Raw genomic sequence first — 15,129 nt, 5'->3', positions numbered from 1 at the left:
AAATCTATTCCTTTTCTATAAAAAATCAAATGAAAAAAAGTCTTATTGCGCTCTCATTGGGCGGTTTAACTATTGGGATCACAGAGTTTGTGATGATGGGTTTATTGCCTGATATTGCTCAGAATATGAATGTTTCTATTCCTGTAGCAGGATATTTAATTTCTGCTTATGCATTAGGTGTTGTAATTGGTGCACCATTATTAGTTATTATAGGAAGAAATTATCCGCCAAAGAAAATGCTTTTAATTCTGGCAATGATGTTGGCTGTATTTAATGCTCTTTCGATTATTGCGCCTACTTACGAAATATTATTTGCATCGAGATTATTATCGGGCTTACCTCACGGAGCCTTTTTTGGGGTGGGAGCTGTTGTAGCGAGCCGACTTGCCGATAAAGGAAAAGAAGCGCAGGCTGTTTCTATTATGTTTTCGGGATTAACATTGGCAAATTTAATAGGTGTTCCTATCGGAACTTATATTGGGCATCATTTTTTATGGCGTTATACATTTGTACTTATTGCAGTAATCGGATTACTTACATTTCTTTTTATTTATTTATGGATGCCAAATCTGGAATCTAATAAAAGCGAAAGCATGAAAACTCAATTGCAGTTTTTTAAGAAAACTGAGGCTTGGTTAATAATTGCAATTACTGCAATAGGTTTTGGAGGATTGTTTTCCTGGATTAGTTATATCGCACCTTTGTTAACAAATGTATCTGGTTTCTCGCCAGAGAATGTTCCGTATATCTTAATTTTAGCAGGATTAGGAATGGTAATCGGGAATTTTATAGGAGGTAAATTAGCTGATAAATTTTCGGCATCAACTACTGTTATAATGTTGCTTTTTGTAATGGCTATCGATTTGCTTTTGGTTTATTTCTTTTCATATAATCAGTATGCGTCTTTATTTTTGACCTTCTTAACAGGTTGTGTTTCGTTTTCGATTGTAGCACCAATCCAGATGTTAATGATTCAGACAGCAACGGGTGCAGAAATGATTGCTTCGGCAGCAATTCAGGCAAGTTTTAATATAGGAAATGCATTAGGAGCCTTTTTAGGAGGATTGCCTCTAATAGCTGGTTACAGTTATGCTTCGCCTAATTTAATAGGAGTAGGGATGTCATTTTTGGGAATACTTTTTACCTTTATATTTATACAAAGAAAAAAATACGTGATGCAATTACAAAGAGTTTAAAAATGAATATATTTATAAAAGACAAGTCAAATAGGCTTGTCTTTTTGTTTATAGATATAGCTTTTGCTCATTTGGTTACATGAAATAAAAGATTATTTTTACTTTACAGATGTAGGTTTTGATAGCAATACTTAAATTGATTTTAGAATGAATAAAGAGAAAAAACTTAATGCTGTTTCTTACGGAGAAGTACTTTGGGATGTTTTTGGAAACGAAAAGAAAATAGGAGGTGCTCCGCTTAATGTTGCTTTACGTATGAAGGCATTGGGTTGTAATGTTGCGATGATAAGTTGTGTAGGTAATGATACAGACGGAATAGCGATAATAAATCAAGTTAAAAGTCTTGGTCTTGAAACCGATGCTATTATCACATCGGAAGAATTTCCGACTGGTTTAGTTCAGGTTTCTTTAAATGAAAATGGATCGGCTAGTTATGAAATTAATTATCCATCGGCATGGGATAAAATTGTTTTAAATGAAACGGCAAAAAAGTTGGTTACTCAAGCCGATGTACTTATTTACGGGAGTTTGGTTTGTAGGGATTCTGTTTCTCGTTTAGCATTAGAAGAATTGCTTCAAAATGATCTTTACAAGGTTTTTGATGTAAACTTAAGGAAACCACATTACTCGTATGATATAATCGAGAAGCTAATGCAATCGGCTAGTTTTATAAAGTTTAATGACGAAGAGTTGCTGGAAATTGCCTCGGCTATGGGGTCTCCTTATGTTGGTTTAGAGGAAAACATAGCATTTATTGCTAAAAAAACAAATGCTAAAGCCATGTGTGTAACCAAGGGTAAAGAGGGAGCATCATTATTATGGGAAGGAAAATTGTATCATAATAGCGGTTACTCTATAAAAGTTGTAGATACAGTAGGAGCAGGAGATTCCTTTCTTGCAACATTAATTACTTCATTACTTACGGGTAAATCTCCGCAGGAATCAATAAATCTTGCTTGTGCAGTTGGAGCTTTAGTAGCAGGATCGGCAGGAGCAAATCCTGAGATTTCCTATTCTAAAATAGAAGAGTTAATGCTTAAGTAATCTTATATTTATTTTTTTTATTGAATAATAAACAAAAAAAACACTCCTTTTGAGAGTGTTTTTCTGCTTTTGGACATTAAAATAATCTAAGATGTGGTATTTGTGGTATTAATATTTTACAAAGATATTGGTGTAGTATTTTCTGCCATTAATAGGATTTTCAGTAACCGAAATACCAAAATTGCTATAATCTCCTGTAATGTTTTTTTTGTGTTCAGGACTAGCTAACCAAGCATCGAGAGCAGCTTTTGGGGTGTTGTAATTATAGGCAATATTCTCGCTTACTTTTATAACACCAAGAGCTTTAATGATGTCTTCAGAACGAGTTACAAAATCATCATGGCTTACAATATTATTAGTAATCATGTAATTATTATGTTCTTCGGATTTAACAGAAACGTAGTTTATTTTTTCTAATGTGTTTAAACCGATACTAGTTCTATATTCGTTTATTAAATCCATTACTTCTAATTCTGCTGGAGTATAATTATAGTCTACTACAATTTCAGGAATAGGTTTTGTTGTTTCATTGCTATTACTACTATCATTAGAGCATGAATGTAGCGTAAATATTATTGTGATTAATGATATAATTAGACTTATGTTTTTTGCCATAATAAAAAATAATTTACTGATTCAGTTAGATTTATTTGATACGGCAAAGGTCTGGTCAATTTATTTTAATGTATATCTGTATAGGGTTTAAAATCAATAGAATAAGGTTTTTTTTAAGTTTTGTAATGTAAAGATTCTGAGAGATAAAGGCTTAGTTTATGCTTGAAGTAATCGTAATTTTGTTTTTTCTGTGAAAAAGAAATCTTCGCAGGAATTAATAAGTATTGCTTGTACAGCAGGAACTTTTAGAGCAGGGTTGACTGAAATAAGATTTGAAATTTCTATTCTAGAGTAGAAGAGTTAATGTAGAGAGTGTAAGCTAATAGATTAATATTTTACAAAGATGTTTGTGTAATATTTTCTTCCATTAATAGGATGTTGTCTTACCGAAATACCAAAGTTAGTATAATCGGCCATAATGTTTTTTTTATGTTCGGGGCTATTTAACCAAGCATCTAAGGCTTCTTGCGGAGTATTATAATTATAAGCAATGTTCTCACTGACTTTAATAACACCTAAAGTTCTGACAATGTCTTTTAATCGAACTGCGAAGTTATCATGACTTACAGCATTATTGGTCATCATGTAATTAGTGTGTTCTTCGGCTTTAAGCGAAAGATAGTTTATCGTCCCTAGCGTATTTAAGCCTTTGCTAACTCTGTACTTGTTTATTAAGTCCATTGTTTCTAGTTCTATAGGGGTGTAATTGTATTCTACAACAACTATGGGGATAGGTTCTGGTTCGTTGCTAATGCTTGTATCGTTAGCACAGGAGTGGATAGTAAATAATATTACGATTACGGATGCTATTTGATTTATTTTTTTTGCCATAATAAAATATATTTTATTAACTCGTAGGCTGTAATTACTCCGTCTGTTTGCTTCGCTACCGTCATGAAAGTTTTATCTAACAGGTAAAGGGGAAATGATTTTTAACTTTCAAAAAAAAGACGCTTTCTTTATTTAAAACAGATATAGCTTATTAGCCGAAAGAAATAGTTTTGTTTGCTTATACCAAGCTCTGTTGCTCAGTTTTTAAATTAATTTACACCCAGCGGGTATTTTTATTAATTGTAATGTAGTTGTTTATTACAGTAAAGTTCGGTTAAAATATTTTAAGTTGTATTTGTATGTTGTTTAAAATCAATGTAATATGTATTTATTTTTTCTTTATATTATGTTTTTTTCTTTAGAGGTTCTAAGTGGCAGAGGTTCAAAGGGGCAAAGGAGTAAAGGTTCAAAGGAGCAAAGTGGCAAAGGAGCAAAGGTTCAAAGGAGCAAAGGTTCAAAGGAGCAAAGGTTCAAAGGAGCAAAGGTTCAAAGGTTCTGAGGTTTTTGTAGAGGCGCACCGCAGTGCGTCTAAAAGTTTGAAGGTATTTACTCTTTTTTTATTCAAAGGTTCAAAGGTTCAAAGGTTTTTGTAGGGACGCATAGCAGTGTGTCTAGAATATTGAGGGTATTTACTCTTATTTTTAGAAGTGCAAAGATACAAATATACTGGGGTTATAGGGTCTTTTGTAGGGATGTATAGCAGGGTGTTTAAAACATTGAGAGTATTTACTCTTTTTTATTCAAAGGTTCAAAGATGCTGAGGTTCAATGGTTTTTTTGTAGAGGCGCACCGCAGTGCGTCTCCCGTAATATATTCCACAAGCCGAATCCTAAAACCAAAACAAAAAAATCCGCAAAATCTGCGTGAACCAAAATTAACGTAACACTGAAATGCATTATGGGAGGTACATAGCAGTGCGTCTTAAATGTTGAGGGTTTAGTTCAGAGGTTCAGAGGTGCTGAGGTACTAAGGTTTTTGTAGGGGCGCATAGCAGTGTGTCTAGAATATTGAGGGTATTTACTCTTATTTTTAGAAGTACAAAGATACAAAGATACTGAGGCTATAAGGTGTTTTGTAGGGGCGTATAGCAGCGTGTCTAAAATATTGAGAGTATTCACTCTTTTTTTTATTCAAAGGTTCAAAGGTGCTGAGGTACTAAGGTTTTTGTAGGGACGCATAACAGTGTGTCTAGAATATTGAGGGTATTTACTCTTTTTTTAGAAATACAGAGACACAAATATACTGAGGTTCTAAGGTTTCTGTAGAGGCGCACCGCAGTGCGTCTCCCGTAATATATTCCACAAGCCGAATTCTAAAATCAAAACAAAAAAAATCTGCAAAATCTGCGTGAACCAAAATTAACGTAACGCTGAAATGTATTATGGGAGGAGCACAACGTTACGTTTTAAACGTCAAAAATTATTATTTGTTAAAACTCTTAATAAGGAAAGTATTCTGTAAAAAAAGTCAAAATTTTTATGAATTATTGATGGTTTTTAACAGCATAAAAATTGTTTTATTAAAGAAGTTTAATTGTGATTAAAAATTAATTCGGTATTACATTAAAAATAAAAATTTGTTAACTTTATGATGTTAGTAAATTTTTAATGTATTGATTTTTAGTTTTTTAAATTGATTTATTTGTAAGCTTTTTTATTTTTATTTTTTTAGTAGTTTAATTATTTTTAAATTTACATCAGAATTTAATATTAAAAATTATCAATATCATGGACAAATTATTAGCTACAAAAAACAATGCGATTATGTACACTCAAGAAGAGGTTGTACAAGCATCTTTAGAATATTTTAAAGGGGATAGTCTTGCTGCAACTGTTTGGGTAAGTAAGTATGCACTTAAAGATTCTGAAGGGAATATTTTTGAGTTATCTCCTAATGATATGCATCAACGTATTGCAAGTGAAATTGCTCGTATTGAAAAAAAGTATGTTAATCCGCTATCTGAAGTTGAAGTTTTTGATTTGATAAAAGATTTTAAATATTTAGTTCCTCAAGGTAGTCCGATGACAGGAATTGGAAACCCATTTCAGGTTGCATCATTATCAAATTGTTTTGTAATTGGTAATGATAATTCAGACTCGTATGGCGGAATCATGAAAACGGATCAGGAGCAAGTTCAGCTTATGAAACGTAGAGGAGGAGTTGGTCACGATTTATCTCATGTTCGTCCAAAAGGTTCGCCAGTAAGAAATTCGGCATTGACATCTACAGGATTAGTGCCATTTATGGAACGTTATTCTAATTCGACTCGCGAAGTTGCACAAGATGGTCGTCGTGGTGCATTAATGCTTTCGGTATCTATTAATCATCCTGATGCAGCCGATTTTATTGATGCCAAAATGGAACAGGGAAAAGTTACTGGGGCAAATGTTTCTGTGCGTATTGATGATGAGTTTATGAAAGCTGTTAAGGCTGATGGAATATATGTTCAGAAATATCCAATATTTAGCGATAATCCTTTGTATTCTAAAGAGATTAAAGCCAAAGAACTTTGGAATAAAATTATTCATAATGCATGGAAATCTGCAGAACCAGGAATTTTGTTTTGGGACACTATCATTAATGAATCTTTGCCTGATTGTTATGCCGATTTAGGATACAAAACACTTTCTACAAACCCATGCGGAGAAATTCCGCTTTGCGCGTATGATTCTTGCCGTTTGTTGGCTATCAATTTATTGTCTTATGTAAATAATCCTTTTACTAAAGACGCTTCTTTTGATTTTGAACTTTTCAAAAAACATGTAGCTGCAGCTCAAAGAATAATGGATGATATTATTGATCTTGAATTAGAAAAGATTGATGCTATATTAGGAAAAATAGATGCTGATCCAGAAAGTGATGAGGTAAAATTAGTAGAGAGAAATTTATGGCTTAATATCCGAAATAAAGCCAAAGAAGGTCGTCGTACCGGAATTGGAATTACTGCTGAAGGTGATATGCTTGCTGCGCTTGGATTACGTTACGGAAGTGATGAAGGAGTTGTATTCTCTGAAAAGATACATAAAACACTTGCTGTCGAGGCGTATCGTGGATCGGTAAACTTAGCCAAAGAACGTGGTATGTTTACTATTTATGATTCTGAAAGAGAAAAGAATAATCCGTTCTTACTTCGATTAAAAGAAGCCGATGAAGAGTTGTATTATGAAATGAAAGAACATGGTCGTCGTAATATTGCTTTACTTACTATAGCACCTACAGGAACAACAAGTTTAATGACACAAACATCATCGGGAATTGAGCCTGTTTTCTTGCCTGTTTACAAACGCAGAAGAAAGGTAAATCCAAATGATAAAGATGCTCGTGTAGATTTTGTTGATGAGGTAGGAGATAGCTGGGAAGAATATGTTGTGTTTCATCATAGGTTTAAAGAATGGATGCTTATTAATGGATATGATATTACTAAAAATTACAGTCAGGAAGAAATAGATGAATTAGTAAAAAAATCTCCTTATTATAAAGCGACAAGTAATGATATCGACTGGTTAAGTAAAGTTCGTATGCAAGGAAAGATTCAGAAATGGGTAGACCATTCTATATCTGTTACCATAAATGTGCCTAACGAAACACCCGAAGAAATGGTAGATAAATTGTATATGGAAGCTTGGGAGGCAGGATGCAAAGGTGTTACTGTATATCGTGATGGTTCACGTTCGGGAGTACTTATTGCTAATACTGAAAAGAAAGAAGAAGCTGCTCCGACTGTACCAAGTATTTTTTCGACAAAACGCCCTCAGGTATTAGAAGCTGATGTGGTTCGTTTTCAGAATAGTAAAGATAAGTGGATTGCTTTTATCGGATTAATTGATGGCAGACCTTATGAAATTTTCACAGGTCTGGTAGATGATGAAGATGGAATTTTAATTCCGCGTTGGGTTTCGGAAGGACTCATTATCAAAAATAAAAAAGAAGACGGAACTACTCGTTATGACTTTCAATATAAAAACACCAGAGGTTATAAAACAACCATCGAAGGACTTTCGCATAAATTTAATCCTGAATACTGGAATTATGCTAAACTAATATCGAGTACTTTACGACATGGTATGCCTATAGATAAAGCTGTTGAGTTAGTTAGCAGTCTTCAGCTTGACGGTGAATCTATAAATACCTGGAAAAATGGTGTTGCGCGTGCCCTTAAACGTTATATCGTAGATGGTACAGAAGCTCATGGTCAAAAATGTAGTAATTGTAACTCTGAGAATCTTATATATCAAGAAGGTTGCCTTACTTGTAATGATTGTGGATCATCTAAATGTGGATAGGTTTTTGTTGAGGTTCAAAGGTTTTTTAGAGGGACAAAGGCTCAAAGTTTTTTTTAAAGGTTTTGAGATGCTGAGGTTCTGAGGGACAAAGGTTCAAAGTTTTGCGCAATATTGTCATTCTGAGAAGAGTTGAAAATCTTCTTGAGAAACTCCATAATCTTTGATGAAGGGCGTGTTAAAAAATAACCGCAAAGGGCACAATGGTTTACGCAAAGAATGCAAAGTTTTAAATCTTTTAATCTGTGACAAAAACAACAAAAAGATAGTTTAAAACTATGAATTATATAAAATACGCCTGCAAGGATTTTCTTTGCAGGCGTTTTGCTTTTTGTTTAAAAAAGAATACAGATAATGAGGATTTAGTCTTGTTTCTATAAGGCTATCGTCTCATAGTTTAAATTACAGTTTTTCATAAGTCGATTCTGTTCCATCGGCAGCTATAATTCCATTAAAAATTACTAGTTTATTCCCTTCCAATAATACATATATTTTTTCTTTATTGTTATTAAATATAAAACTGTAATTGGCTTTACTATTGTTTATTACTGTGTCTTCTGGGGTAATGGCAAAGATGCCGTCTTCTTCTTTTTTACCTTCATAATAGCGCTCATATTTTTGCCCTTCAAATTTAAGTAATGTACCGTTTCCTGGTTTAAAGTTAGGATCGACTCGAGCTACTTGAATACCCTCGATATGGCGGAGTTCCCAACTTCCGTTTAACTCATCTGATACTGATTTTTTCTGACAGCTTATAACGGTAAGAAATAACATTATTACTGAGGCTTGCTTTAAAATATTTTTCATAAGGGTTATATGTAAGTGTTTAATTTATAGTGTGTTGTTTGTTGTTGATAAGAAACGAATTTAAACAAAAAATATGTGAATTGAAAGAAATGTTTGATTCTATGTGGTTAAATCTATTTTTTATAAAGGACGGTTTTGCCCATATTTTACTGTGACTTAATAAAGTTGATTTATTCTGATGTATTCTGAATCATACAGGTAGCATAACCAAACCTGAACAGTCTATTGTTTAAAAAAGATAATGATATAAAAAATCTTTATTTATCCGAATCTTTGCTTTAGTAAATCCGTATCATCAGTGCTCTTGTTTAGTGAATCTTAGTGAAAAGCTAAAGAAAGTTACGGTTTAATTACTTTGGATAGTATTTGTGGGATTTGTATTAAATCATAATCATCAGAAAAGACAATATATTGATTATGCCATGAAGGCGAAAATTTCTCTTTATAATCCCTTAGGCCTTTGTAATGAGAAAATGATTTTACTTTTTCATACACATATTTCATCGACTTTTCCTGAATCGTATTTGGGTTTTCGATACCGCTCATTGGCGCAAGACCGATATTTACAGCAGTAAGATTTTGAGATTTTAAGTAGTCAAAAAGTGCAATCATAATAAAATCAATAATTCCGTTTGGAGCATCGGTAGTTTTCCTGATTAGATCATACGTTCCTTCGCCTTTAGTATAATCTGGAATTATATTAAGGAAAGCAATAATTTTTTCTTCGCTATTTTCGACTGTAATTATAGTTTGTTTTTTTAATTCGTCCCATAAAAAAATACCTTGAGAAAAAAGGATTTCATTCCGTCCCGTTTCCTCCAGCCATTCGTCACTAACTGATTGTATTTTTTGTAATAAACCATCTTTTATAGGAGGTAAATTTATGGTTGCTTTTAATCCTAAATCGCTAATCTTTTTTAATCCATTGCGCAACGATTTTCTACTTCCGCCTTCGAGGCTAAAAGTCGTTAAGTCTACAACACCTTCTTGCCCTATAAAAAAATATTTTTTACCAAGAGATTTATACAACTCCAGATTTTCTTCGGGAATACGATAATAGATACTTTTTAAACCTGCTTCATAGCAAAAATTATCAAACTCGATGATGCATTGTTTTCTTTCATCATTGTTTTTAGCAACAGGATTTTCGAGTACTACTGCAAAATTACCCGAAACGCGATAAGCTAGGAAAGCCTCATTGTTTTGTGAAATATAAAGCAGTTTATCAAAGTAAGTTTTGAAATAATCCAAAGGCGAATTTCCGTATTTTTCTAAAAGTCCATTCGCAATTTCTTTTTCAGCAGTAGTTACAGGATCTTTAAAAATATAAGGTTTTATCAACGTATAAATTAAAAAGGTAAAAGAAACAAATCCGCTAATTTTAATTGATGCTAGAAAGTGTCTCGAAAAATTATCCAGAGGATTTAAATCATAACTGCCAAGCAGAAAATAATTTTGCAAAGTATATCGAATTGACTGACCAATACTAAAATCAATATTGAAATGTTTTTTATCTAAAAAATAAAAGCCAATTACCCCGTAAATTAATACAGCTATTACGCTTAAAATTGCGGTTTGTAAACCCAAAAGACGAAGCCTGGGATTGGTTTTAATATAGTATTCTTTGCGAGTTGCAATTAAACTTATAGATACTATTAATGCAATTATAGATTCTTCAAAATCTATTGCTTTGGTAAGATTTCCTATAATCGAAATTACAGATAATCCTAAGCCAAACCACCAAGCCATTTTTAAACCCTTTAGCATAAATGATGAGGTGACTAATAGGAACAATCCCGAGGTAAAAACCAGATAATTAGATAAATGAATTGCTTCTAGAGGTAAGAAGTTTTTTAAACGCATTAATCGGCCACTAATTGCAGGTGTTAAAACTGAAATTATATTAATTATTCCGAGACAAAATAATAATAATGCCGGAACGATTCTCATTAAGAGTTTATTTATTTTGGATAAAAAAGTAAGTATTCCTGCAAATAACGGAATCCAAAATTCGAACACCCGATATAGTAACGTAATCGAAATTGCTTCGGGATTGGTAAATCCATAACGTATTAATATAAAACTCATTGAGACTTCTACAGGGCCAAGACCACGAAGAAAAGGTGATATGATAAGAAAAATAACAGAGATTGTATATCCCATTGATGCTGCAATTAATGAAGGTTCAAATTGTAAAGCCATCATTGCAATATATAAATGAGTAATTCCCACTAAGTCGATAAAAATAGAAATTAGAATTGTATAAAAAAATTTGCTTCGATTTATAGTATGGTTTTGTAAATCAGTTAAGAAAATCTCAGTTTTAGGAAACCATTTAAGGAGCAATTTATGAGCAGTTCCTTTGTTTAATATCGAATTAAATAATAAGAACAATCCAAGAATTAAGAGAATAATTACCAGCATTCCAATCCATTCACCCGATGCTATTGACCCTTTTAATAAAGCGTAAATAAATAATGGGATTCCGATAATTATAACAGATAAGATCCCTATAAAACCATATATGGCAGACGCTAAATGAATTTGTACTTTTTCAATCCCCTTTTTAGTTAGAGATTCTGTAAAAAAGTATAGCGAAGTAACCCCGCCAGCAGGAATAAATACACTAACAAAATTTCGTTTTAAGAATAAAGGAAGAGCTTGTTTTAATTTAATTCTAACCCCAATTGCCGAAAATGCTTTTATATACATTGCTCCCTGAAGTAAGATGTAAAGCACAGTTGTACAAATCCCAACAATAATCCATTGCGGTTTTGCAGTTGTAAAACTATTCCTTACCTGAAGCAATTCTGTTTGTTCCTGTTTGAGAAACCAAATCGCAACGCCAAGAAAGAAAAGAGTTATAATAAATTGCGTAACCACTTTCCCGTTTCGGGATAATAATGGCACACTTCTTTCTTTGAAAAAATTTATGCAATAATCAATTTTAGATGATGTTTTCAATGTTGTTTTAATTAATTATCTTAGTATAAATGTATTATAATATTTTTTGAATATGATATAGTTTTTAATTATGATAAATATACGTGTTAAATTATTAAAAGTTAATCTGTTTTTCATTTAGCAGTAGTAATTTTAAATTCAAATTAACCCCCATTATTAATTCTTAAATATTAGAGATTATGAAAAAACTATTTCTAGCGTTAACCATTTTATATGGAGCAAGTATGATTGGTCAAACAGAAGTTAAATCAGATAAAGAAGTTGTTCCTCCTGTGGCAGTAACAATTGCTTTTCAAAAAGAGTTTACAGGCAAAGTTCCTACCTGGACAAAGGATTATGAAGGCGAAGATTCAGATCACATTCGTTATCTGGCTAAATTTAATACAGGTACATCTGTAGGATTAGCAGTTTATGATAATAATGGGATGTTAAAAGCATATGAACTGGCAATTGCCAGAACAGAACTTCCTAAAGCAGCTTTAAGCTACATACAAAAAAACTACCCAGGCCAAACCATTAGAGAAGCAGCAAGACTTATCGATGGCAATAATGTTATAACTTATGAAGTAGGAATTGTAAAAGATAGAAAATTCCTTGATTTAGTATTTGATAAAAAAGGAGGATTTCTTGAGGTAACAGAAAAAGATTAATTATAGCAGCATTTTTTTTTGATTATTAATGAATAGCGTTTTATTTTTTTTTATAAGATTTTTATTTGTAAAATGTATTTCATAAAACGCTTTGGCGATGTTTTTAGCCGTTTATCCGATTTAATTAGCTTAAAAAATACTATAAAAACACAATTGTCTGATTGTAAATGTGTTGTAATTGTTTTTTTTTTAATTGTTTTCAAATCAAAAATTAAAAACTTAAAAGCCCCGAATACCCAGTGTATTCGGGGCTTTAGCTTTTTTTTGAGAATTTTTTATAGATATAGAGTCAATTATAATATTAAGAAAACATTAAGGTGAAAAAAAATTCAAGCATTATTTTATTTTGTATAATTTTTTTATTACTTTTAATATTCTTATTTTCAATAACTTACATTTTTAGCGTGAGTTGTTGTTAAAAAGAAACTTTAATAAGATTTCGTTAAAGAAAACTAAAATACCACTTTAAGGTTCTTTAACATTAAAAAAGCTTTTGTTTATCAATAGTATTAAAGTAGTATAAATGGTTTAAACATCACTTCACCAATTTATAATGATTTTATAAAATATATTGAAAAAACATAAAAGCCTAAAATATATATTGTTGATTAATATTTAGACAAGTAAAGTGTTGTAATTTACATTGTCTTTAATCATCACTCAAAGTTGATACTCAGACAAGTAAAGTGTTGTAATTTATATTGTCTTTAGTCATCACCCAAAATTAATACTTAGATTAATTAAACGCCAAAATGGATTCCCTATGGGATATCTGTAGACAATCTGTATTTAGAATTTAGAGAACCTACATATTCTGAATATTATATTTTTTTGAAGAATACCACCTATTACTTTATCTAAAATTTCAAGTTCTTATATTTTTAGAGATAGTCTCTCTATTTCTAGTTTAAATTCAAAATAGATTATTAACCCCCAATAATGAATCTTATGAAGAATAAATTACTCCCCTTGCTTTTTGTCTTAGGTAGTTATTCGGCTTACTCACAGGTAGGTATCGGAACACCATTGCCAAATGCTTCTTCACAGTTAGAAGTTGTTGCTAGTGACAAAGGTATTTTAATCCCAAGAATTAATTTAACAAGTTCTACGGATGCTACCACAATTACAAATGGTAATCAAAACAGTTTATTAGTATTTAATACAGCGAATGTTGCAGACATTAAAGCCGGATACTACTATTGGTATGATAATAAATGGAATAGAATAGTTATTTCTAATGAAGTTGCGCCAAGTACAGGAACTGTTATTTATAACCCAACAACTCAGCAATTTACTTATGTTGATGCGTCTGGAGTAACACAAACAGTTGACTTTACTCAAGTAGTAAAATCAAGTGAAACATTAACCACACTTACAAAAGATGCTGCTAATGATGGTAAATATGTTTATAAGAGTGAAGACGCTACAACCACTACAATAGATGTTGTAGGTGATGTAATTAATAATGCTTCAAGTATTGTAAACAATCCAATTTTTACGACCGAACTCGCAAATGTTATCAAGACAGATGAAACATTAACCACATTAACAAAAGATGCTGCTAATGATGGTAAATACCTTTATACGAGTGAAAATGCTACAGGAACTACAATAGATGTTGTAGGTGATGTAATTACAAATTCTTCAACAATTTTAAACAACCCTGCTTTTAAAACCGAAATAACCAATGTTATTAAAGACGAGGAAACAATTACCACGCTTGTTAATAACGGAGGAGGTTCTTATACCTATAATAACGAAGCAGGAACGCCTGTAAATATTGATGTTGTTGGTGATGTAACAACAAACTTTAGTACGATTGCAAATAATCCTGCAGTAACTACGATTATAGAAAATATTGCAACAAAAACAGTAGGTGCAGTAACTTTTGATTCTACAACAAATCAGTTTAGTTATACCGATGCCGCAGGTAATCCTCAAGTAGTAGATATAAGTACTATTGTAAAAGCGAACGAAACATTAACCACACTTGATAAAGATCCTGCTAACAATGGTAAATATCTCTATACGAGTGAGAATGCTACAGGAACGACAATAGATGTTGTAGGCGATGTAATTACAAATGCTTCTACGATTCTTAGTGATCCTACTTTTACAACAGAACTAACCAATATTATTGCAGCAAACGAAACATTAACCACGCTTGTAAATAATGGAGGAGGTTCTTATACTTATAATAACGAAGCAGGAACGCCTGTAAATATTGATGTTGTTGGTGATGTAACAACAAACTTTAGTACCATTGCAAATAATCCTGCTGTAACAACTATTATTCAGGAAATTTCAACAAAAACCGAAGGCGCAGTAACTTTTGATTCTACAACAAATCAATTTAGTTATACCGATGCCGCAGGTAATCCGCAAGTAGTAGACATTAGTACAATTGTAAAAGCAAACGAAACATTAACCACATTAACAAAAGATGCTGCTAATGATGGTAAATATGTTTACACAAGTGAGAATACTACAGCCACAACAATAGATGTTGTAGGTGATGTAATTAGTAATGCTTCTACGATTCTTAACGATCCTACTTTCACAACAGAGTTAACAAACATTATTGCAGCAAACGAAACATTAACCACGCTTGTAAATAATGGAGGAGGTTCTTATACGTATAATAACGAGGCAGGAACGCCTGTAAACATAGATGTTGTTGGTGATGTAACAACAAACTTTAGTACTATTGCAAATAATCCTGCTGTAACAACAATTATTCAA

9 protein-coding genes are annotated in these 15,129 nt (G+C 32.0%); 5 read left to right on the top strand and 4 right to left on the bottom strand.

Going from position 1 to position 15,129, the window contains the following annotated elements; genetic code table 11:
* Positions 1–29: 29 nt before the first annotated feature.
* Together OA93_RS21895 and OA93_RS21890 are read left to right on the top strand one after the other, a co-directional pair.
* Positions 30–1,196 carry an MFS transporter gene (locus OA93_RS21895; protein ID WP_039116255.1) on the top strand — a complete coding sequence of 389 codons (1,167 nt, stop codon included), beginning with the start codon at positions 30–32 and terminating at the stop codon, positions 1,194–1,196.
* A 147-nt stretch (positions 1,197–1,343) separates the two neighbouring features.
* The gene (locus OA93_RS21890) at positions 1,344–2,240 is read left to right on the top strand and encodes a carbohydrate kinase (RefSeq protein WP_039116253.1); all 897 of its coding nucleotides are present in this window, start codon (positions 1,344–1,346) and stop codon (positions 2,238–2,240) included.
* 108 nt (positions 2,241–2,348) lie between these two features.
* On the opposite strand, the gene OA93_RS21885 is transcribed toward OA93_RS21890, so the two are convergent.
* Positions 2,349–2,855: a CAP domain-containing protein gene (locus tag OA93_RS21885; protein ID WP_039116251.1), complete on the bottom strand. Its 507-nt coding sequence runs from the start codon at positions 2,853–2,855 to the stop codon at positions 2,349–2,351.
* A 327-nt stretch (positions 2,856–3,182) separates the two neighbouring features.
* Entirely contained in the window at positions 3,183–3,686 is a 504-nt protein-coding gene (locus OA93_RS21880) for a CAP domain-containing protein (protein WP_039116250.1), read from the bottom strand.
* Positions 3,687–5,413: 1,727 nt separating this feature from the next.
* Between OA93_RS21880 and OA93_RS21875 the strand changes: the two genes are divergently transcribed.
* The gene (locus OA93_RS21875) at positions 5,414–7,969 is read left to right on the top strand and encodes an adenosylcobalamin-dependent ribonucleoside-diphosphate reductase (protein ID WP_039116247.1); all 2,556 of its coding nucleotides are present in this window, start codon (positions 5,414–5,416) and stop codon (positions 7,967–7,969) included.
* A 399-nt stretch (positions 7,970–8,368) separates the two neighbouring features.
* On the opposite strand, the gene OA93_RS21870 is transcribed toward OA93_RS21875, so the two are convergent.
* On the bottom strand, positions 8,369–8,773 hold the full coding sequence (locus OA93_RS21870; RefSeq protein WP_131474517.1) for a hypothetical protein: 405 nt from the start codon (positions 8,771–8,773) through the stop codon (positions 8,369–8,371).
* Positions 8,774–9,112: 339 nt separating this feature from the next.
* Positions 9,113–11,737 carry a phosphatidylglycerol lysyltransferase domain-containing protein gene (locus OA93_RS21865; protein ID WP_052249968.1) on the bottom strand — a complete coding sequence of 875 codons (2,625 nt, stop codon included), beginning with the start codon at positions 11,735–11,737 and terminating at the stop codon, positions 9,113–9,115.
* A gap of 179 nt (positions 11,738–11,916) precedes the next feature.
* Between OA93_RS21865 and OA93_RS21860 the strand changes: the two genes are divergently transcribed.
* A complete protein-coding gene (locus OA93_RS21860) occupies positions 11,917–12,387 on the top strand; it encodes a hypothetical protein (protein WP_039116241.1) in 471 nt (156 codons plus the stop codon).
* Between the two features lie 948 nt (positions 12,388–13,335).
* A partial coding sequence (locus OA93_RS21855) for a hypothetical protein (protein WP_131474516.1) occupies positions 13,336–15,129 on the top strand: 1,794 nt, incomplete at its 3' end.

Source organism: Flavobacterium sp. KMS, assembly GCF_000813005.1.
In the GTDB taxonomy this organism is placed as follows: Bacteria; Bacteroidota; Bacteroidia; order Flavobacteriales; family Flavobacteriaceae; genus Flavobacterium.
The sequence above is the reverse complement of the archived record's forward strand: the minus strand, read 5'-3'. Positions and strand labels throughout refer to the sequence as shown.

Coding starts and splice junctions, on each gene's coding strand:
- OA93_RS21895 (WP_039116255.1), top strand. CDS start 30: ATGAAAAAAAGTCTTATTGCGCTCTCATTGGGCGGTTTAACTATTGGG.
- OA93_RS21890 (WP_039116253.1), top strand. CDS start 1,344: ATGAATAAAGAGAAAAAACTTAATGCTGTTTCTTACGGAGAAGTACTT.
- OA93_RS21885 (WP_039116251.1), bottom strand. CDS start 2,855: ATGGCAAAAAACATAAGTCTAATTATATCATTAATCACAATAATATTT.
- OA93_RS21880 (WP_039116250.1), bottom strand. CDS start 3,686: ATGGCAAAAAAAATAAATCAAATAGCATCCGTAATCGTAATATTATTT.
- OA93_RS21875 (WP_039116247.1), top strand. CDS start 5,414: ATGGACAAATTATTAGCTACAAAAAACAATGCGATTATGTACACTCAA.
- OA93_RS21870 (WP_131474517.1), bottom strand. CDS start 8,773: ATGAAAAATATTTTAAAGCAAGCCTCAGTAATAATGTTATTTCTTACC.
- OA93_RS21860 (WP_039116241.1), top strand. CDS start 11,917: ATGAAAAAACTATTTCTAGCGTTAACCATTTTATATGGAGCAAGTATG.